Genomic DNA, 18,570 nt, shown 5'->3' with positions numbered 1-18,570 from the left:
CGTCAGCCGTTCATGCCATGCGCTGAGCCGCCCCGACACGCCCTAAAGTTGCGGCGCCGCGAAACGACGATTTTCGTTGCAAGGCAGTAAGCGGCGCGCTTCGGCGATGCGGGCCGGATCGAGGTCGACAAGCAGGAAGGCGGGCGCTTCCGCGGCACGCGCGACAATCACACCCAACGGGTCAACGACCATGCTTGCGCCGATATTGCGGGGCCCGCATTCCCCCGACGCCACCAGGTAACACGTGTTCTCCAGCGCACGCGCGGTGCACAGGGTTTCCCAATGCGCCTCCTTGAGCGGTCCCCTCACCCACGCGGCCGGCAACACCAACACGTCGGCGCCATCGAGCGTGAGGCGTCGCGCCAGTTCGGGGAAGCGCACGTCGTAGCACGTCATCAGCCCAACCTTGAGTCCGCAGACGTCGACCAGCGGCGGTACCTCGTTACCCGGGACCACGTTCGTCGACTCCTTCACCGAGAACGCATCGTAAAGGTGGATCTTCTTGTACTCGGCGATGATTTCACCGTCGCGCAGTGCGATCAGGACATTCCACACTTTGCCGTCGGCGGTCGCGGGCACGTGCACCGTCATCATCGTCGTGAGGTTGTTGCCTCGACTTGCTTCGCGCAAGGTGGTCACGAACTCGCCGTCCAATGGTTGCGCGGCGCGGCGCACCAGGTCGGGGTCGGCGATGTCGCGCGCCAGCACGCCCTCGGGGAGTACCAGCAGGTCGGCACCGGCGGCGCGTGCCTTGGCCATCCATTGCAGGCAGGTCTGCGCGTTGATCGACGCGTCAGCGGCAACGGCGAATTGTCCAATAGCTGCTTTCATGACTTTCTCTCTCAAGACGGATGCGACTCAGGCCCAAGCGGAGGATGGGGCGCGGCTCGGCTGAATTCCAGAACATGGAAACGGGGAAAGTGGCTCAACTTTGCTTAAGTATGCCAGTTCGGCAATCAGGCCACCCCACGCGAAAGGGGCACCCGCTCGGCATCGCCTGCGGCACGGCCTCCACGATTCACGGCGTGGTTCAGGGGCCGTAAATCTCTAGACGCCAGCGGTACGAAAAAACCAGTCAGGTCAGCCCTCACCCCAGAATCGTACCCACCGGTAAAACGCGTGGATTGCCAAACGCCACAATCCCCGCGTAGAATGGCACCCTTCGCGGGCGTCGTATAATGGTAATACCCTAGCTTCCCAAGCTAGAGCCGTGGGTTCGATTCCCATCGCCCGCTCCACAGCATTCTTCAGCAACGCTCGTAGCACTCATCGATCAGCCGTCTTGCAGACGGCTTTTTTGCGTCCATCGCATCCATGACGACTCACGCCCGGCAGGTCGATCTACAAGGGTTTCCACAGCGTGCGCGAGCCCCGATGTCATGGCTGCGCTGCGTTCTGTGCGTTCTCCTCGCTCTCACGGCCCTGGTGTCGTCCGCGCAAACGCCCACACAGCCCCGGGCAGCCGTCGCCGCACCGACCGGGCGTGATATCGGTATCGGTGCCCCATGGGTCAGCTACTACGGCAACGTCGCCCATCTCGACCTCGCCCGTATGGCGAGCACCTTCCGCCTCATCGATATCGACGCAGACCCTGATCAAGGCAACGTCACGCCCGCTCAAATCGCCACACTCAAGGCCGACGGCACGAACCGCGTCATCAGTTATCTCAATCTCGGCGCCTGCGAGCGCTTTCGTTCGTACTGGCAGCACGCCCCCGCCGGCTTCCTCCCCTGCGGCCGCAATCGCCGCGCGCATCTGGGCCGCTACGACGGCTACCGCGATGAGACCTGGATGAACCCGTCCGACCCGGCGTACCGCAAGCTCATCGTCTCGTACGTAGCGCCACGGCTGATTGCGCAGGGCGTCGACGGCTTCTATCTCGACAATCTCGAACTGATCGAGCATGGCGTGCGAACCCACAACGGCCCCTGTGACGCCGCCTGCCAGCAAGGCGCGCTCGACCTCGTGCGCGAACTGCGTGAAGCCTTTCCCGACAAGATCCTCGTCATGCAAAACGCCACCGGCCCGGCAACGCGCCACGGCCTCACCGGCGGTGTCGCCTTCGCGTCTCTGCTCGACGGCATCGCGCATGAGGAGGTCTACGCGCCAACGTACGACGCCGCCGTCGAGCGCGAATTGCTGACGTGGTCACGGGAGCACCCAGGCATGCAAGGTCGCAAGCTCTGGATCGGCACGCTCGACTACGTCGGCGGATGCGGCAACGCGCGCCAGGCGAAAATCGTCTTCTCCCGCAGCCGGGCGCGCGGCTTCAGCCCGTCAGTGAGCGACGCCAGCGCAGGCCAGAACGTGGTGTGCTACTGGGGCTTCTGAGGCGACGGGCGGGCGCGAAGAAGGCGAAGAACGAGCTGACAACGAGCGAAGGGGAAACGAAGGACGGGGAAAGGCCGCGCGCAGTGTAAACTGCTGGGTTTTCGACCCCCCAGTGAAATGGTGCAAGTGCCCCGGCGTCCCGTTATCAGCGCCCCGACACTCATACGCTCGCTGGCCCGTTTGAGCTCGTTCGCGCCACCTGAGGCCGCGCCGTCGCTCTCGGACCGCATGAGCCAGTGGCTGGGCTGGACCGACGCCATCGCCCTGTCGTCGGCCCTCAAATCCGCCCCGCCGGCCGCAACGCCCGGCGCGCACGCGGCTGCGCACGATCCGGCGAGCGAACTCGCACGCGTGCGTGCAGAACTCGCCGCCGCCATCGCCCGCGATTGCGGCCTGGCCGCCGCGCCCGGCGGGCAGATCCGCGCCCTGAGCGCCGCCGAGCGTCAACGAGCCGCGTCCTTCGCGGAATTTCCCGCCTATCGTCAACGCTACGCGACCTCGCAACAGACGATGGATACGGCAATCAGCGCCCTGCGCACCCGCCTGCGCGGCCAGTTGGCACGCCGCGCGCCGCACGCCGCACGGCTCGCCAGCGTCGACGCCGTCATGGAACGCGTGATGGCCGGCCGTGAGCGCACACTTCTCGCCGGCGTACCAAATCTGCTCGAAGGGCACTTCGTGCGACTGCGCGATACGGAACAAGCCGCCATGGCCGCCCCGCGCGTGCCCGGCGCGCCGCCACTCGCGCCCGCCGGCACATGGCTCGACACCTTTCACCGGGACATGCAGAGCATCCTGCTCGCGGAACTGGATATACGCCTCGAACCGATCGAAGGGCTGATCGCCGCCCTCGCCTCGGCGCCCCCCGGCGAAAACGTTAGTGAACCCGGACAACATGACCCGTTACCTCGTTGATCTCGTCGCCTTTGTCGCAGGCCTGGCCGTCGTCGGCTGGATCGCCATCGGCTATGCAGGCACCAACCCGCTCGCGCTGGCCGTCGCCCTGCTCATCGCCGCCGTCTATCTCTTCGGCGCCCTCGAACTCAAACGCTTCCATCAAGCCACGGATGCTCTCGCCAACGCCGTCTCCGGCCTGAATTCGCCCCCCGCGTCGCTGCCGTCGTGGCTCGACACGCTGCCGGCCGGCCTGCGCACCGCCGTGCGTCTGCGCGTCGAAGGGGAACGCGTCGGCCTGCCCGGCCCCGCCCTCACGCCCTATCTGGTCGGCTTGCTCGTGCTGCTCGGCATGCTCGGCACCTTCCTCGGCATGGCCGCCACCTTGCGCGGCACCGGTCTCGCGCTCGAAGGCGCCACCGATCTCGAAGCCATCCGCGCCTCGCTCGCGTCACCCGTCCGAGGCCTCGGCTTTGCGTTCGGCACGTCGGTGGCCGGGGTCGCCACGTCCGCGATGCTCGGCCTGCTCGCCGCGCTCGCCCGCAAGCAACGCGCCCAGGTCGTGCAATCGCTCGACGCGCGCATCGTCACGACGCTGCGCGGCTTCTCGCGACAGCATCAGCGCGACACCACGCTGCAATTGCTTCAACAGCAGGCGACGGTCATGCCCGCCCTCGTCGACCGTCTGCAGGACATGATGGCCGCCATGGAGCGCCAGAGTCAGTCGCTTGGCGAACGGCTCGTCGCGAATCAAGACGCCCTGCACGCCAAGACCGACGCCTCGTACGCGCAACTCACGGGCGCCATGCAGCAGTACCTGAAGGACAGCGTGGCAACGACGGCCAACGCGGCCAGTGCCGCCATCCGCCCCGAGGTCGAGGCGACGATGGCCAGCCTCGCGCGCGAGTCGGCCGCGTGGCACCAGACCGTGTCCACCGCCATGCAGGATCGAATGGACGGCCTGTCGGATCGCTTCGAGGCCACCACCGCCCGCGTGGCAAACGTCTGGACGGATTCGCTCGACGCCCAGTTGCGCACCAACGCATCGCTCGCCACTGATCTGCGCGCCGCGCTGGGCGAATTCACGCAAACGTTCGAGACGCGCTCATCCCGACTGGTCGACGACGTCGCCGCCCGGCTCGAAACCGTGACCGGACACGTCAGCGCCGCGCATGCGGGTATCGCGCAAACCTGGGAGACGTCGCTCAGCGCGCAGCAGCGCACCAACGATGCCCTCGCCAAGGAACTCGGCGGCGCATTGGCCCAGTTCGCCCAAACCTTCGAGGCCCGCTCGGCCAAACTCGTCGACGAGGTCGCCGCGCGTCTCGAAACCACAGCCGGACAAGTGAGCGCCTCGCACGCCGGCGTTGCACAAACGTGGGAAACCTCGCTCGCGGCACAGCAACAGACCAACGATGCGCTCGCCAGGGATCTCGGCGCCACGCTTGCGCAATTCGCCCAGACCTTCGAGACCCGCTCCACCGACCTGCTGGCCAACGTCGCCTCGCGTCTCGACAATGCGACCGGCAGCATCGCCACGGCGCAGACAACCGTCGCCCAAGCATGGGAGCAAGCCCTCGCCCAGCAGCAGCGCTCGCACAACGCCCTGACGCAAGACCTCGGCACCGCGCTGGAACGCTTCGCCCAGACGTTCGAAGCCCGCTCCACGGCATTGCTCGGCGACGTGGCCGCCAAGCTCGACGCCGCCAGCGGGAACGTCAGCGGCGCGCATGAGCGCGTCGCCCAGGCGTGGGATCAATCGATCGCCCTGCAACAGCAAGCCAACGCCGCGCTGAATACCGAACTCGGCGCCGCACTCGCGCGCTTCACCGAGACCTTCGAGCAACGCTCGGCGCATCTGATCGATGGCGTGAGCCTGCGCACGGAAGGCGCGATGCACAGCGTGTCGGAGACGGCCAGCGTCGTGTCCGGCGAGTGGAAGCAAGCCCTCACCGCGCAGCAGTCCGCCAATGACGCACTCGCCCGCGATCTGGCGAGCGCGCTTGCCCGCTTTGCGGACACCTTCGAGGCACGCGCTTCGCAATTGCTGCAAAGCGTCTCGGCGCAGATGGATGCAACGTCGACCCACGTCGCGCAAACGTGGCGCGACGCGATCGCGGAGCACGCGCGCACGAGCGAACGGCTGGCCGACGGCAACCAGCAACTCGTGGCCGCGACGACCAGCGTCTTCACGGACCACAGCGCGTCATTGCTGCAAGCGCTTCAGGAAGCCAACGCGGCCCATCACGACGCCACGGCCGAGCGCGAAACGCAACGCCTGTCCGCGTGGACGCAAACGCTCGAAGGCACGCTCGCCACGCTGCGCTCGGAATGGCAGCAGGTCGGTGAGCACAGCGCCAGCCAGCAACAGGCCATCTGCGACACGCTCGCGCGCACCGCGCTGGAGATGTCCGAACAGACGCGCGCCCACGCCAGCGACACGCTCGCCGAAATTTCGCGTCTGGTGCAGACCGCGTCCGAGGCGCCGAAGGCCGCCGCCGAGATCATCGGCGAGCTGCGCCAGAAACTCTCGGACAGCATGGTGCGCGACAATGCCATGCTCGAAGAGCGCTCACGTCTGCTCGACACGCTGGGCACGCTGCTCGACACCGTCAAGCTCGCGGGCAACGAGCAACGCGCCGCGGTCGACGACCTCGTGACGACGTCCGCACACCTGCTCGAACGTGCCGGTACGCATCTGGGCGACGCCATCGCCGCGCAAACGGAGAAGCTCACCGCTGCCTCGGCGCAAGTCACCGGCAGCGCGGTGGAAATCGCGAGCCTGGGCGACGCCTTCGGGGCCGCCGTGCAATCGTTCGGCGAATCTAACTCGCAACTGCTCGACCATCTGCAACGCATCGAAGCCGCGCTCGACAAGTCGATGGCGCGCAGCGACGAACAACTCGGCTATTACGTTGCGCAGGCACGCGAGGTCGTGGAGCTGAGCGTGATGTCGCAGAAGCAGATCCTCGAAAACCTTCAGGAACTGGCGCAGATGCGCTCGCAACCGGGTAGCGCGGCAGCATGAGAGACGATTTCGACGCGGACATCGGGGACAGCGGCGAGGTCGGTGCGGCAGCGCCGACATGGGCCGTCTTCGGCGACCTGATGTCGGTGATGCTCGGCGCGTTCGTGCTCATCATGCTCGGCGTGATCGGCGTGCAGATCGAACTGTCCGCCAAGCTCGATCGTGAGGTCAAGGAGCGCCGAGCCGAAACGCAACGCCGCGAGACGCTCGAGAAAGCGCTGGCCGGCCCCCTCGCGGGCGGACGCGTCACACTGGTGAACGGCCGTATCGGCATCAGCGGCAATGTGCTTTTCGCGCTGAACTCGGACCAGTTGCAACCGCAGGGGCGTGAAGTGCTGCGCAGCCTGGCGACCCCGCTGGCCGCCTATCTGCGCGCGAGCGACGAGATTCTCATGGTCAGCGGCTTCACCGACGATCAACAGGTGCGAGAAACGAACCGGCGATTTGCCGATAACTGGGAGTTGTCGGCCCAGCGTGCGCTCACCGTTACGCGCGAATTGATCGCCGCGGGCGTGCCGCCGTCGTCGGTCTTCTCCGCGGCGTTTGGCTCGGAACAACCCGTCACGTCGAACAGCGACGAGGCCGGTCGCGCGAAGAACCGCCGCGTGGAAATCGCGCCGATGCCACGCAGCAGCGCCAGCAACGCGGGCAAGCCCCATGCGTGACGCGATGCACGCCAAGGTTGGCGACGCGCAGGCGCACGAGGCAACGGACACGTTGTCCGCGCAACTCGCCGCATGGCGGGCGCACGGGGCCGACAAACGAGACCCGGTGCGCTTTCATCGCATCGAGGCGTTGGCGCTGCGCAGCCGTGCCTTTCGTGGCGACGTGCGACGGGTGCTCGACGAACGTTTGACGGCACTCGTCGACGAGTTTGCGCAGGCGCATGGCGCAGCCGGCGCCGAATCTGTCGAATCCGCCGAATCCGCCGAATCTCACGCATCGCCCGCGTCCGCCGATGATGCTGCCCCGACGACACAACGTCTCGCCTCACCGCTTGCGGAATTGACGGCGAGCATTGCGCAACGCGTGGCCCCCCCCCGTGAACGGTCCGCGCCGCCGCCGACGACGTCTCACGCCGGTAAGGCCGCAACACCGCCGAGCCAGACGCTGCGCGATGGCTCCAGCACCCGCACCACCGATGCCGTTCAGCCGGTCAGCGGAACCACGGCACCGCCGAAACGCCCCGTCGCGCCGCCCGCCCCCGTGGCGCTTACACCGACGGTCATCACCACCGACGATGCCTTCGACGACCTCGACGTCCTCGAATATTTCCGCGAGACGTGGTCGAAAGTGAGCACCGACGGCAATCTGCGTCAGTCGCTTGCCCAGGTGCCGGAGAACGCCGGACCGCTCAACTCCAGCCATCTGGTACACCGCGCACTGTCGCTGATGCACGACATCTCGCCCGACTACCTGCGGCACTTTCTGCGCCACGCCGACGCGCTCTCCTGGCTCGAAGATATGGAGACCACCGGCGTGCTTGGCAACAAGCCGGCGGCGCGCGTGGCGGCCAAGCCGTCGCGCACGAAGACGCGCTAACGCCTGCGCGGACATCGCCCGCGTCGGTTGACGTCGCAGGCACAGATTCCAGGCCCTCGTGCCATGCGTCTACGCTTATTGCGGGCCGCCTGCCTGGCCTGTGCACGACGTCAACTTGCCAGTGGAGGACGTTCCGGGAGATAATCGGGCCCGTTCCCGCCGCCATGGCACGGGAAAAACTTTCGAAAAATCATCGTGTTGGGTGCCGAATCAGGCCGCAATGCCGGATGTGCCGCCCGCCGCAGCATTCCTCGACAAGCCGTCGCCCAGACGGCTTTTTGTTTCCATGACGAACCACGGACATCCGCCGGCTGACGACGCGCACCCGGCCCACGACGACGACGCCGACCTGGGCGCGCCGCAATCCAACGCCACGGGCGACCACGATACACACGTCGACCCGAACGACGTGGCGCACCCGCGCCGCATTCGCAGTTTCGTGCGTCGCGCCGGCCGCAGCTCGGAGGCGCAAAAGCGCGCGTTCGATGTCCTCGGCCCGCAGTTCCTGCTGCCCTACGCGCCTGAGCCGCTCGACTGGCCCGCCGCCTTCGCGCGCGCCGATGCGCCTCGCATTCTCGAGATCGGCTTCGGCATGGGTGACGGCACGGCGTACATTGCGAAGCTGCGTCCGGAAGACGATTTCCTTGGCGTCGAGGTGCACGAGCCGGGGGTGGGCGCATTGCTCAAGCGCATCGGCGAAACGCCGTTGTCGAACGTTCGCATCATTGCGCACGATGCCGTGGAAGTCGTCCAGCACATGCTGCCCGAAGGCTCGCTGGACGGCGTGCACGTCTTCTTCCCCGATCCGTGGCACAAGAAGCGCCACCACAAGCGCCGCCTCCTTCAGCCTCCCTTTGTCGCGCTGCTCGCGTCGCGCCTGAAGCCGGGCGGTTATCTGCACTGCGCAACGGACTGGCAGGAATATGCCGAGCAGATGCTCGAAGTGCTCGGCGGCGAACCCACGCTCGAAAACACGGCGGACGGCTATGCACCGCGTCCCGACTATCGTCCAGTGACGAAGTTCGAGAATCGCGGCCTGCGCCTCGGTCACGGCGTGTGGGACCTCGTGTTCCGCAAACGCGGCTGAGACGCGTCGCAAGAGGCAACAAGGGGCACCACACGGTGCCCCTTTTTCTTAGTCGGCCCAGACCACCCATCCGCTGTAGCCCGTCGCCAGCACCACTAGACCGAACACGATGCGATACCAGGCGAACGCCGTGAAGTCGTGCGACGCGATGTAGCGCAACAGCCAGCGCACACAAATGAAGGCGCTGATGAAGGCGGCAATGAAGCCAATGCCGAACAGGCTGAGGTCGTCGACCGACAGCGTTGCGCGCGCCTTGTAGAGCTCGTACACGGTCGCGCCGAACAGGATCGGGATGGCGAGGAAGAACGAGAACTCGGTCGCCACCTTGCGCTCGAGCCCGAACATCATGCCGCCGATAATCGTCGCCCCTGAGCGCGACGTGCCCGGCACGAGGGCGAGACACTGCGCGAGGCCGACTTTCAACGCGTCAGCGACCGACAGGTCGTCCATCGAATTGACGCGCGGGCGCTTGCCCGCTTCGGTGTTGCGACGGTTATGCCGCTCCACCAGCAGGATGACCACGCCACCGACGATAAACGCCGTGGCGACGACGGTGGGGTTGAACAGCGCGGCCTTGATGTGCTTGCCGAGCCACAGGCCGAGCACGATGGCGGGCAGGCACGCGACGATCACGTTCACCGCGAAGCGACGCGCCTTGGCATCGCTGCCGAGGCCGGCCACGACCTGCACGATCTTCTCGCGATACTCCCAGCACACCGCAAGAATGGCGCCGAATTGAATCACGATCTCGAAGACCTTGCCTTTCTCGTCGTTGAAGTCGAGCAGGCTGCCCGCCAAAATCAGGTGTCCGGTCGACGAGATCGGCAAAAACTCGGTCAGACCTTCCACGACACCGAGAATGAGCGCTTTGAACGCCAGCAACAAGTCCATGCAATGAGTTCCTGAGAAATTGCGAATCGCGAATAGGGGAATACGGGTAGCGAGCGCGATGAGGCAGTCCGCGTCGGACGACCCCGTCAGCGGTCATCGAATTTGACGTTCACGCCATGTGAGCGCACGGTGATCGCGCCCGGCTGTCGCGCCACGCCGCCGATGCTCAATTGCTCGGGCTTGAACTTGTAGAGGGGCGCGTCCTGCAGCAATTGCGTCGCAATCAATGCCCCGGCGGCGTTCAATTGGCGCGACCAGCGCTCGGGTAATCCGTCGATGGTGAACGTCTCGACTTCCGGATCGCGCAACACGATCGACATCGTCGCCGGGTCGTACGCAAGCGCACTGTCGATGGCGAGCGTGCCGGTGAGCGGCGCGCCACCGAACGGATGCGTCACCGTCGCGTCGACGGACACCGCCAGACGATTGCGCTCCGGCAGCAAGGTCAGACGCGGATGCGAGAGGTTCACGTCGAGCACCGCCAGCACGCGACGGTCGAACGGAAACTTGCGTTCGAGCGCGCGCTGCAACTGGCTTTCGGAGAAGGTGTAGTCGTTGCCGAACGGCAACCCCGCACAGGCAGCCAGCCCGGCGGCAAGCGCCGTCGCGCCGGTAAGCGCCAGCCAACGGCGGCGCGTGAGGCGGCACGGGAAGCACGAGATGTCCTGCGACGCAAGCCCATCGCACTGCTGACGAATTCGCTGATCTGGATGAGCACTACCCGGCATGACAAAGTCCGCGACTGGGCGCCCGGCGCCCGACACGCGCGACTATAGCATTCGCATGCGGCGCGCCACTACGGCGTCGCCGGCGCGGTCATCGTTTCGAGCTGCGTTAGCCAGGCAATGGCCCGCGCACGATCGTTCCCGCACATCTCGGCCGAGGGCTGCAACGATCCGCAGACCGCCGGACGCAGCGGGCTGCCGAAAATCCGGCAACGGTCCTCGTCGTCCAGTTGCACGCAACGGGTGTTCGCCGGCTTGCCGTTCGGCATGCCGGGAATGGGCGTCGAGATGGAAGGCGCGATGCAGCAGGCCGCGCAGTGAGGACGACACTGCATGACGCTCACCACGGCAAGCGGCCCGCGCCGTCGAAGAAGCCGCCCGTCACCGGCCCGCGCTCGCCGAGCGCCAGCGTCAGCACACTGCGCGCGCCTTGGGCCACCCCCTGCCGCGCACGCTTGCCGGCCGCATCGACCGTCAGATCCGCGGGCGCGCCCGGATCGACCGAATTCACCGTAATCGATGTCTCACGCAAGGTTTGCGCGAGCTGCACCGTCAGCATGTTCAAGGCCGCCTTCGATGCGTTGAACCCGATCTGCCGGAACGCCGCATGCTCCCACGCCGGATCGTTGTTGTGCGCCAGCGAGCCCAGGCCGCTCGACACATTGACGATATGTGCCCGCGCGGAGCGCGCGAGCCACGGCAGCATGGCTTGCGTGACGCGCAAGGTGCCGAAGAAATTGGTCGCGAACACCCGCTCGACGGCTTCGATGGAGGCTTTCTCAGGCGCGTCGTCGCGCGGATCGGTCACGCCCGCGTTGTTTATCAGCAGGTCAAGTCGACCGTAGTAGCGGCCAATCCGATAGGCCGCCGCATGCAACGTCTCGGGCTGCAGCAGGTCGATCACGAGCGTCTCTGCCTGAAAACCCGCCTTGCGCAACGGCTCGACCACCTCGTCGCCCTTCGCGAGTTCGCGGGCGCCCACCAGCACCGTCATGCCCACCTCGGCCAGCCCCCGCGCGACTTCCTGCCCAATACCCCGGGTCGCGCCCGTGACCAGCGCCACACGTCCCAGATGGCGTTCGGCATCCGCGCGCACCGTATTCTCGATGGCGTCCCGTTTCATCCCTGCTCCCGTCGATTGACCTGTCGTGTTGCGCCCGGCCGCACGCAAATTTGTTAGCATCGAGTTTATGAAGAATCCTTCAGTTTTTCCATTCGCATATGAAACCTGACAGCCGAGGCCCCGCAACGCCCCGTAAGACGCCGCAGCAGGCGCGTTCGCGGGTCACCATCGACGCCATTTTCGAAGCGGCGCTTCAGGTTTTGCTGCTCGATGGCGGGCGTCAATTGACCACGACGCGTGTGGCCGAACGGGCGGGCGTGTCGGTGGGCACGCTGTACCAGTATTTCCAGAACAAACAGGTGCTGCTCTATGCGGTGCTCGGGCGGCACATCGACCGGATCGTCGAGACGGTGGAGGCGACCTGTCTGGCCTCGCACGCCCAGCCGCTGGAAACGATGGCGCAGACGCTCGCCAAGGCGTATGTCGGCGCGAAGATGACGGACATCGAAGAAGCCCAGGCGCTGTACCGGCTCTCGGAAGATCTCGATGGGCGGGAAGTGTTTGCGGGGGCGTCCACGCGCATGCACGTGGCTGTCGTCGCTATGCTGAAAACGGCGCAAAACGCGCATTTCGACGATCCCGAGACCGTCGCGTTCGTGTTCCTGAACTCGATGACCGGGCCCATCAAGGCGATTCTGGAGAATCGCGCGCCCGCAGGCACCTGTTATGCGACGCTCGCCAGCCAGATCGCCGATCAGATGGCGACGATGTGCGGCGCCTATCTGCATCGCGTGGCCAGGGCGGCCGACGACGTCGCGGCGACAAAAGTTCACGCAGTAACATGACTACCGCCCGGAACTGGTAAAATGCCGGGTTGTGTTTGCCTACTACCCACGGTAATCGAAATGAATTACGAACAGGCCCGCTTTAACATGATCGAGCAGCAGATCCGTCCTTGGGATGTGCTCGACCAAGAAGTGCTCAATCTGCTCAAGCTCGTCAAGCGCGAGGAATTCGTGCCGACGGCCCAGCGCGCACTCGCGTTCACCGACGTCGAACTGCCGCTGCCGGGCGCAGCGATTGCCGACAAGAGCCAGCACATGATGTTTCCGCGTGTGGAAGCGCGCATTCTGCAAGCGCTCGCGCCGAAGAAGCATGAGAACGTGCTTGAAATCGGCACGGGGTCGGGCTATATGGCCGCGCTGCTGGCCTACAATGCGCACCACGTGACGAGCATCGAGTTCGACGCCAATCTCGCCCAGACGGCCCAGCAGACGCTGCGCGCCAATGGCGTGACCAACGTGGAAGTCGTCAACGCCGACGGCGCGCAAGGCTGGAGCGCCGCCGCGCCCTACGACGTGATCGCCATTTCGGGCGCGCTGGTCGAACTGCCGCAGGCGTTCCTCGATCAACTCAAGGTTGGCGGCCGTCTGGCAGCGTTCATCGGGGGTAGCCCGGTCATGGAAGCCGTGCTCATCACGCGCGTGTCCGAGACCGAATACCGCCGCGAAAACCTGTTCGAGACGCAAGTGGCCTATCTGGTCGCGACGAAGCCGTCCAGCTTCAAGTTCTGAGCTGGGCCGCGACCCAAACGACACACGACCATCATGCAAAACATTACACCGGCGCAATTGGCCCAGTGGCTCGCGGACGGGGAGCGCGGCCAACCCACGCTTCTCGACGTGCGTGAAGATTGGGAGGTGCAGACGTGCCGCATCGCCGAGAGCCGGAACGTACCGCTTGGCGACGTGCCCGCCCGTCTGACGGAACTCGACGCCGAAGCGCCGATCGTGTGCATCTGCCATCACGGCATGCGCAGCGCTCGCGCCGCGATGTTCCTGGAACAACAAGGCTTTACCCAACTGTTCAATCTGGACGGCGGAATCGATGCCTGGGCTCGCCAGGTCGACCCGTCGATGCCGACCTACTGAACCTGCGCGGCGTCAGTCCTGCGGGACGGCAAGGCCCGCGTCGAGCCAACGCCCCAGCGCGGTAACGGTACGCGCGGTCGCGCCCTGATGCTGTTTCGCGAACAGCATGGCGGCCGTGCGCATCGCGAGCCGCCGGTCGTCATCGACCAGCAATTCGGCCAGTACCGTCGCGAGGTCACCGGCGTCGCTTACCCGTCGCGCGGCGCCCGCCGTCAATGCGTTCTCGCTGGCCTGCGTGAAATTGAACATGTGCGGACCGAAGACGACGGGCGTGCCCGCCGCACAGGCTTCGATCAGGTTCTGACCGCCCAGCGGCAGCAGGCTGCCGCCAATGAACGCGACGTCCGCCGCCGAGAAATACGCGGCCATCTCACCCATCGAATCGCCGAGAACAACATCGACGTCCGCGGGCAGCGGCGTGTCGTCGTCAGCCCATGTGCTGCGACGAACGTAGTGAATTCGCACTCGATCCAGCATCTCGGCCACCTCGTCGAAGCGCTGTGGATGTCGCGGCACGAGCACCAGCAACGAACGCCGCCCCACCTCCGAGGACGCCGCCAACATGGCGCGCGCGTGAAGCACCAGCGACTCCTCGCCGTCGCGCGTACTCGCGGCCAGCCAGACCTTGCGCTCGCCGAAACGTTCGCGCCAACGTGCCCCCAGCGCAAGCTGCGCGGGCGGTGGCGTCATGTCGAACTTGAGGTTGCCCATCACGTCGACGTCGTTCGCGCCCAGCATGCGCAAACGTTCGGCATCCGCATCGCTCTGCGCGAACACGCGGCTGAACCCGCCGAAGACGGGCTTGGCCGCATCGCCGAAGCGCGCGGCACGCCGGAAGGACCGCGCCGACATCCGCGCGTTGGTCAGCACCAGCGGCACGCCGCGCTCACGGCAGGTGAAGATCAGATTCGGCCAGACTTCCGTCTCCATGACCACGCCAACGCTCGGCCGCCATTGCTTCAGGAAGCGCTGGATCGGTCCGACCATGTCGTACGGCAGATAGCAGCGCAGCACGCGATCACCGAACAGGGTCTCCCCGGTCGCACGCCCAGTGGGCGTCATGTGCGTGAGCAGGATGCCGTGCGACGGGTAACGTTCGAGCAGTGCGTCGATGAGCGGCTGCGCGGCGCGCGTCTCGCCGACGGAGACGGCGTGCACCCAGATCAGCGGCCGACCGGTGTAGGGCGGCGCGTCGTAAAACCCGAAGCGTTCGCCGATGTGACGACGGTATCCGGGCTCGAAGCGGCCGCGCCACCATAGCCGCACCACTGCCAGCGGCGCGACGATCCACCAGAGCGCGCGATAGACGAGACGCAGCAACATTCAGATGAGCGCCCGATGCGTGAGACGTTGCAAAATCGCCAGCGGCGAGCACTCGGGGTGCACCATCGCTTCGGCGGGAAGGAAGAAGGTCTGCTCCATCATGAACTGGCCCGACATCACCGCATGCGACGTCTGGTCCGAGAAGCAGATCCACACACTGCCCGGCGGGAACGGCATGGTCTGCTGTTCGGCGTCGCGCTGGTAGTCCATGTCGGCCTTCATGCCATCGTGCAGATGCAGCATGATGTGATCATAGCCGCTGCGTTTGCGCTTGGTGATGCCCACCGCGTTCTGCAGCCACGCGGAGCCTGGCCATTGGGTCGGCACTTTCGGCAGGAAGCGTTTGGCCACCGTTTCGAACGGCTCGCCCACACGCCAGACCCGCGGCTGCCCTGCCGGGTTGACGTTGGTGAACACGCGCAGAATGCGCTCGCCGTAGTTCGGGCGCGACGGAAAGGCGTCGACGTGCAGTCGGCTGTCGTCCTTGCGCCACGACGTCTGGCGCGTTTCAACCCGATGCAGACGCAGGCTCGTGGGCGCCGCGCGCAACTTGCCGCGATACTCGGGCAACAGACCGTCGATCAGGCTGCACGCCTGCGTGTAGTAACGCTTGACCAGCGCATGGACGGCGCGCTGCGTGCTGTCGTCGGCGGCCACGCCGACCAGCACGTCGGACTTGGGATCGAGGCTGATGTTCTTGCGCTTCGGATCGGCAATGGCCGGATCGAGCAGGCGCTGCTCCGCGGCATCGATCGCGAAAGCCAGGTGCGGGAAATACAGCACCTTGCCGGCCTCGACATCGGCCACCAGCGTCTCGCGCGGCACCGACAGTTGCCCTGCCTGCCAGTCGCCGGAATCCACGGTAACGATCTGGCCGCTTTTATTCATTTGGCTCATGCGCTTCGGTCCTCCCGGGGCGCGCCGTCGCCGCTCGGCACAGGCCGCAGCGACGGTGCGAGCTGGCGCACGGCGTCGCGGACTTGCGCGAGCGTTGGCTTGTGCGCGGCGTCGCCAAGATTGACAATGCGCGGCGACCAGAATCCGCCGGTGCGCCACGCGGTGCTGAAATTGTATAACTCGATGGTGGGACGGTTCAGCGCTGCGGCAATATGCACCAGCCCCGTATCCACGCCAACGGTGATCGCGCCGCGATCGATGAGGCCAACGACCTGCGACAGATTCATCTTCGGCGGCACCCAGGCGTCGTCACCCAGCGCGGTGGCCAATCGCAGCGAGACCTCGCGCTCCGCCGCACTGCCCCACGGCAATACGATCCGCAACCCTTGCGACGCCAGATCGCGACCCAGCGCAATCCAGTCGTCTTCCGGCCAGGTTTTGTCGTCGCGCGACGTGGCGTGCACGAACACCGCATACGGATAGTCCGGACACTGGCTGTGGTCGGCGCGCTCGGTGGCAATGCCGAAGTCGATCTCGTCCGAGACCTTGAACCCCATCGCTTCAGCCACCAGCAGCCGCGAGCGCGTAACCACATGCGTGTGCGGCTCGATGCGCACGGTATGCCGGTAGAGGTAACGCACCGGCCATTCGTAACTGGCCCCCTCGGTCCGGTTGCCCAACCCCCACACGGTGCCGCGCGCCGTTCGCGCGATCCAGCCGGTCTTGATCAGGCCTTGCGTGTCGATCACGTAGTCGTAAGGGGTTTCGCGCAAGGCGCGACGGAATGCGCCGATTTCCTGCCAGATGCGCGCCGCGAGCGGCTGCTTGCGCCAGCGGCGCAGCGCGAAAGGAATGACCCGGCACACACCGCGCACGAGTTTCACGAGGTCGACGAAGCCCTCTTCCACCACCCAGTCGATCTGGGCGTCGGGATGGTGGCGCAGAATATCCTGCACGACGGGCATGTTATGGACGACGTCGCCGAGCGACGAGACTTTGACGATCAGAACCTGCAACCGCACGCCCCGGCGGTTCGGCCGGGCCTCGTGAGCAAAACCGCGATTTTACCCCGACCCGGCCCGCCGAACAGCGTTGATTGCGCCGTTCTTGCAGCGGTCCCCTTACGGCGTATCTTATGGCGTCCACTCGACGCCCATCAGGCATCCCTTAAGACGCCCCGCGCCGGTTGCCCGGCGCTGGGACTCCCAGGCCTCGCCTCAGAACGGCAGCTTCGCGTCGGGCTTGACGGCCAGGATGGCGCGGCGGAAGTCGTCTTGAATGCGCGCGATGGCCGCATCGCTATCGGCCTCGAAACGCAGCACGACGACCGGCGTGGTGTTCGACGAACGGGCCAGACCGAAGCCATCCGCATATTCGACACGCACGCCGTCGATCTTGACGATGTCCCGCGCCCCGTCGAACTTGGCGGTCTCGCGCAGCTTGTCGATCAACGCGAAGTTCTCGCCTTCGGCCAGCGGGATCTGCAGCTCAGGCGTCGAAATCGAGTTGGGCAGCGCATTGAGCACCGCGCTCGGATCGGCCGCCTTCGACAGGATTTCAAGCAGACGCGCGCCCGTGTACAGGCCGTCGTCGAAACCGTACCAGCGGTCCTTGAAGAACACGTGGCCGCTCATCTCGCCCGCGAGCGGTGCGCCCGTCTCCTTGAGCTTGGCCTTGACCAGCGAGTGCCCCGTCTTCCACATCAGCGGCTCGCCGCCGTGCTTTTGCACCCAATCCGCGAGGTTGCGGGTGCACTTCACGTCGTAGATGATCTTCTCGCCCGGATGGCGGCTCAGCACCTCGGCGGCGAAGAGCATCAATTGGCGATCCGGATAGATGATCTGACCGTCCTTGGTGACTACGCCGAGACGGTCGCCGTCGCCGTCGAACGCAAGGCCGATCTCGGCATCGGTCGTCTGCAGCGTGCGGATCAGATCCTGGAGGTTTTCCGGATGGGCGGGATCCGGGTGATGGTTCGGGAACGTGCCGTCGACCTCGCAGAACAGCTCGATGACATCGCAGCCGAGCATCTGGAACAGCGCCGGGGCGTACGCGCCCGCCACACCGTTGCCGCAGTCCACGGCGATCTTCATCGGCCGCGCCAGATGCACGTCGCCCGCGATGCGCGCGCGATACGATTCACCGATCTCGTCGGCCGTGTACGTGCCCTGCCCCGTCTCGAAGTCCTGCTGGTCGATCAGCGTCGCGAGGCCCTGAATCGCATCGCCGTAAATCGCCCGGCCGCGCAAGACCATCTTGAAACCGTTGTAGTCGGGCGGGTTGTGGCTACCCGTGACCATGATGCCGGAGTCGACGATGCGGCCGTGCAGTGTGACATTCGTCGCGAAATACACCATCGGCGTGACGACGACGCCAATATCGACCACATCGACGCCGGCGGCGCGCAGGCCGTCAGAGAGCGCGCCGACCAGTTCGGGTCCGGACAGGCGGCCGTCGCGACCGACCACGACCGCGTTGCCGCCTTCGCGACGCACCGCCGTGCCGAACGCGCGTCCGATCAGGTGCGCGACGTTGGCATCCAGGGTCTTGCCGACGATGCCGCGGATGTCGTATGCCTTGAAAATCGCAGGTGAAACTTGCGTGGTTTGCGTCATGGGGGAGGATCTCTCGGAAACGAGGGAAAAAGTCGTCATCCGACGCGAGGGGCCGGGCGTGTCGCCTGAGCGAACCCCGTGCGTACCGGAAGTGGCGAAGCGCGTCGGCCGGAAAGCCAGCATCGGCCGCGCAGCAAACGTGAAATCCCGGCAGGAAGCCCGGCCGGGATCGGCTGCATTACGCTAAAATTATACGGGACATCGCCGCACTGCGGCATTTCCCCCCAAACCCTTGTCAATGAT

General features: G+C 65.9%; 18 protein-coding genes and 1 tRNA gene. 10 read left to right on the top strand and 9 right to left on the bottom strand.

The window, feature by feature from the left end; all coding sequences use genetic code 11:
* Nucleotides 1-42 precede the first annotated feature (42 nt).
* Nucleotides 43-831 carry a deaminated glutathione amidase gene (locus PCE31107_RS05885; RefSeq protein WP_150607136.1) on the bottom strand — a complete coding sequence of 263 codons (789 nt, stop codon included), beginning with the start codon at nt 829-831 and terminating at the stop codon, nt 43-45.
* A 333-nt stretch (nt 832-1,164) separates the two neighbouring features.
* On the opposite strand from PCE31107_RS05885, the gene PCE31107_RS05880 reads away from it, so the two are divergent.
* From PCE31107_RS05880 to trmB, 7 genes are all read left to right on the top strand, one after another.
* Nucleotides 1,165-1,238: transfer RNA gene (locus PCE31107_RS05880), tRNA-Gly, on the top strand.
* 76 nt (nt 1,239-1,314) lie between these two features.
* A complete protein-coding gene (locus tag PCE31107_RS05875; RefSeq protein ID WP_246181734.1) occupies nt 1,315-2,331 on the top strand; it encodes a glycoside hydrolase family 191 protein in 1,017 nt (338 codons plus the stop codon).
* Between the two features lie 117 nt (nt 2,332-2,448).
* Nucleotides 2,449-3,246 carry a DUF3348 domain-containing protein gene (locus tag PCE31107_RS05870; protein WP_150607134.1) on the top strand — a complete coding sequence of 266 codons (798 nt, stop codon included), beginning with the start codon at nt 2,449-2,451 and terminating at the stop codon, nt 3,244-3,246.
* Nucleotides 3,227-6,253 (top strand): DUF802 domain-containing protein, encoded by a 3,027-nt coding sequence (locus tag PCE31107_RS05865; RefSeq protein WP_150607132.1) that lies wholly within the window; start codon nt 3,227-3,229, stop codon nt 6,251-6,253. Before PCE31107_RS05870 ends, PCE31107_RS05865 begins: the two co-directional genes overlap by 20 nt.
* Nucleotides 6,250-6,918 (top strand): OmpA family protein, encoded by a 669-nt coding sequence (locus PCE31107_RS05860; RefSeq protein WP_130027011.1) that lies wholly within the window; start codon nt 6,250-6,252, stop codon nt 6,916-6,918. The genes PCE31107_RS05865 and PCE31107_RS05860 overlap by 4 nt, the downstream gene beginning before the upstream one ends.
* Nucleotides 6,911-7,795 carry a DUF2894 domain-containing protein gene (locus PCE31107_RS05855; RefSeq protein WP_150607130.1) on the top strand — a complete coding sequence of 295 codons (885 nt, stop codon included), beginning with the start codon at nt 6,911-6,913 and terminating at the stop codon, nt 7,793-7,795. The genes PCE31107_RS05860 and PCE31107_RS05855 overlap by 8 nt, the downstream gene beginning before the upstream one ends.
* Nucleotides 7,796-8,081: 286 nt before the next feature.
* Nucleotides 8,082-8,882: a tRNA (guanosine(46)-N7)-methyltransferase TrmB gene (trmB, locus tag PCE31107_RS05850; RefSeq protein WP_246181733.1), complete on the top strand. Its 801-nt coding sequence runs from the start codon at nt 8,082-8,084 to the stop codon at nt 8,880-8,882.
* Between the two features lie 48 nt (nt 8,883-8,930).
* Here the strand turns inward: trmB and PCE31107_RS05845 are convergent, their stop codons facing one another.
* The 4 genes from PCE31107_RS05845 to PCE31107_RS05830 form a co-directional block, all read right to left on the bottom strand.
* The gene (locus PCE31107_RS05845; protein ID WP_130027014.1) at nt 8,931-9,773 is read right to left on the bottom strand and encodes an undecaprenyl-diphosphate phosphatase; all 843 of its coding nucleotides are present in this window, start codon (nt 9,771-9,773) and stop codon (nt 8,931-8,933) included.
* Between the two features lie 86 nt (nt 9,774-9,859).
* A complete protein-coding gene (locus tag PCE31107_RS05840) occupies nt 9,860-10,501 on the bottom strand; it encodes a DUF1439 domain-containing protein (RefSeq protein WP_150607126.1) in 642 nt (213 codons plus the stop codon).
* Between the two features lie 68 nt (nt 10,502-10,569).
* A complete protein-coding gene (locus tag PCE31107_RS05835; protein WP_130027016.1) occupies nt 10,570-10,833 on the bottom strand; it encodes a YkgJ family cysteine cluster protein in 264 nt (87 codons plus the stop codon).
* Nucleotides 10,834-10,838: 5 nt separating this feature from the next.
* On the bottom strand, nt 10,839-11,621 hold the full coding sequence (locus tag PCE31107_RS05830; RefSeq protein ID WP_174966564.1) for an SDR family NAD(P)-dependent oxidoreductase: 783 nt from the start codon (nt 11,619-11,621) through the stop codon (nt 10,839-10,841).
* A gap of 98 nt (nt 11,622-11,719) precedes the next feature.
* On the opposite strand from PCE31107_RS05830, the gene PCE31107_RS05825 reads away from it, so the two are divergent.
* From PCE31107_RS05825 to PCE31107_RS05815, 3 genes are read left to right on the top strand one after another with little or no spacing between them, the layout of a single operon-like run.
* On the top strand, nt 11,720-12,406 hold the full coding sequence (locus PCE31107_RS05825; RefSeq protein ID WP_150550595.1) for a TetR/AcrR family transcriptional regulator: 687 nt from the start codon (nt 11,720-11,722) through the stop codon (nt 12,404-12,406).
* Between the two features lie 60 nt (nt 12,407-12,466).
* Nucleotides 12,467-13,135, top strand: coding sequence for a protein-L-isoaspartate O-methyltransferase family protein (locus PCE31107_RS05820; RefSeq protein ID WP_130027019.1), 669 nt, complete (start codon nt 12,467-12,469; stop codon nt 13,133-13,135).
* Nucleotides 13,136-13,168: 33 nt separating this feature from the next.
* Complete coding sequence (locus tag PCE31107_RS05815) at nt 13,169-13,492, top strand: rhodanese-like domain-containing protein (protein ID WP_017232120.1); 324 nt, start codon at nt 13,169-13,171, stop codon at nt 13,490-13,492.
* Nucleotides 13,493-13,504: 12 nt separating this feature from the next.
* On the opposite strand, the gene waaA is transcribed toward PCE31107_RS05815, so the two are convergent.
* The 4 genes from waaA to PCE31107_RS05795 form a co-directional block, all read right to left on the bottom strand.
* Complete coding sequence (gene waaA / locus PCE31107_RS05810) at nt 13,505-14,812, bottom strand: lipid IV(A) 3-deoxy-D-manno-octulosonic acid transferase (RefSeq protein WP_165385454.1); 1,308 nt, start codon at nt 14,810-14,812, stop codon at nt 13,505-13,507.
* 3 nt (nt 14,813-14,815) lie between these two features.
* A complete protein-coding gene (kdoO, locus tag PCE31107_RS05805; protein ID WP_150607612.1) occupies nt 14,816-15,703 on the bottom strand; it encodes a Kdo hydroxylase KdoO in 888 nt (295 codons plus the stop codon).
* 5 nt (nt 15,704-15,708) lie between these two features.
* Nucleotides 15,709-16,677 carry a lipopolysaccharide heptosyltransferase I gene (waaC, locus tag PCE31107_RS05800; protein ID WP_240756337.1) on the bottom strand — a complete coding sequence of 323 codons (969 nt, stop codon included), beginning with the start codon at nt 16,675-16,677 and terminating at the stop codon, nt 15,709-15,711.
* Between the two features lie 252 nt (nt 16,678-16,929).
* Nucleotides 16,930-18,327: a phosphomannomutase/phosphoglucomutase gene (locus PCE31107_RS05795; protein WP_130027021.1), complete on the bottom strand. Its 1,398-nt coding sequence runs from the start codon at nt 18,325-18,327 to the stop codon at nt 16,930-16,932.
* Between the last annotated feature and the right edge of the window lie 243 nt (nt 18,328-18,570).

The organism is Pandoraea cepalis, assembly GCF_902459625.1.
GTDB classification, from domain to species: Bacteria; Pseudomonadota; Gammaproteobacteria; order Burkholderiales; family Burkholderiaceae; genus Pandoraea; species Pandoraea cepalis.
The sequence above is the reverse complement of the archived record's forward strand: the minus strand, read 5'-3'. Positions and strand labels throughout refer to the sequence as shown.

What these genes read in the sequence shown, in the direction of transcription:
- PCE31107_RS05885 (WP_150607136.1), bottom strand. Translation starts at nt 831, where the DNA reads ATGAAAGCAGCTATTGGACAATTCGCCGTTGCCGCTGACGCGTCGATC.
- PCE31107_RS05875 (WP_246181734.1), top strand. Translation starts at nt 1,315, where the DNA reads ATGACGACTCACGCCCGGCAGGTCGATCTACAAGGGTTTCCACAGCGT.
- PCE31107_RS05870 (WP_150607134.1), top strand. Translation starts at nt 2,449, where the DNA reads ATGGTGCAAGTGCCCCGGCGTCCCGTTATCAGCGCCCCGACACTCATA.
- PCE31107_RS05865 (WP_150607132.1), top strand. Translation starts at nt 3,227, where the DNA reads ATGACCCGTTACCTCGTTGATCTCGTCGCCTTTGTCGCAGGCCTGGCC.
- PCE31107_RS05860 (WP_130027011.1), top strand. Translation starts at nt 6,250, where the DNA reads ATGAGAGACGATTTCGACGCGGACATCGGGGACAGCGGCGAGGTCGGT.
- PCE31107_RS05855 (WP_150607130.1), top strand. Translation starts at nt 6,911, where the DNA reads ATGCGTGACGCGATGCACGCCAAGGTTGGCGACGCGCAGGCGCACGAG.
- trmB (WP_246181733.1), top strand. Translation starts at nt 8,082, where the DNA reads ATGACGAACCACGGACATCCGCCGGCTGACGACGCGCACCCGGCCCAC.
- PCE31107_RS05845 (WP_130027014.1), bottom strand. Translation starts at nt 9,773, where the DNA reads ATGGACTTGTTGCTGGCGTTCAAAGCGCTCATTCTCGGTGTCGTGGAA.
- PCE31107_RS05840 (WP_150607126.1), bottom strand. Translation starts at nt 10,501, where the DNA reads ATGCCGGGTAGTGCTCATCCAGATCAGCGAATTCGTCAGCAGTGCGAT.
- PCE31107_RS05835 (WP_130027016.1), bottom strand. Translation starts at nt 10,833, where the DNA reads ATGCAGTGTCGTCCTCACTGCGCGGCCTGCTGCATCGCGCCTTCCATC.
- PCE31107_RS05830 (WP_174966564.1), bottom strand. Translation starts at nt 11,621, where the DNA reads ATGAAACGGGACGCCATCGAGAATACGGTGCGCGCGGATGCCGAACGC.
- PCE31107_RS05825 (WP_150550595.1), top strand. Translation starts at nt 11,720, where the DNA reads ATGAAACCTGACAGCCGAGGCCCCGCAACGCCCCGTAAGACGCCGCAG.
- PCE31107_RS05820 (WP_130027019.1), top strand. Translation starts at nt 12,467, where the DNA reads ATGAATTACGAACAGGCCCGCTTTAACATGATCGAGCAGCAGATCCGT.
- PCE31107_RS05815 (WP_017232120.1), top strand. Translation starts at nt 13,169, where the DNA reads ATGCAAAACATTACACCGGCGCAATTGGCCCAGTGGCTCGCGGACGGG.
- kdoO (WP_150607612.1), bottom strand. Translation starts at nt 15,703, where the DNA reads ATGAATAAAAGCGGCCAGATCGTTACCGTGGATTCCGGCGACTGGCAG.
- waaC (WP_240756337.1), bottom strand. Translation starts at nt 16,677, where the DNA reads ATGCCCGTCGTGCAGGATATTCTGCGCCACCATCCCGACGCCCAGATC.
- PCE31107_RS05795 (WP_130027021.1), bottom strand. Translation starts at nt 18,327, where the DNA reads ATGACGCAAACCACGCAAGTTTCACCTGCGATTTTCAAGGCATACGAC.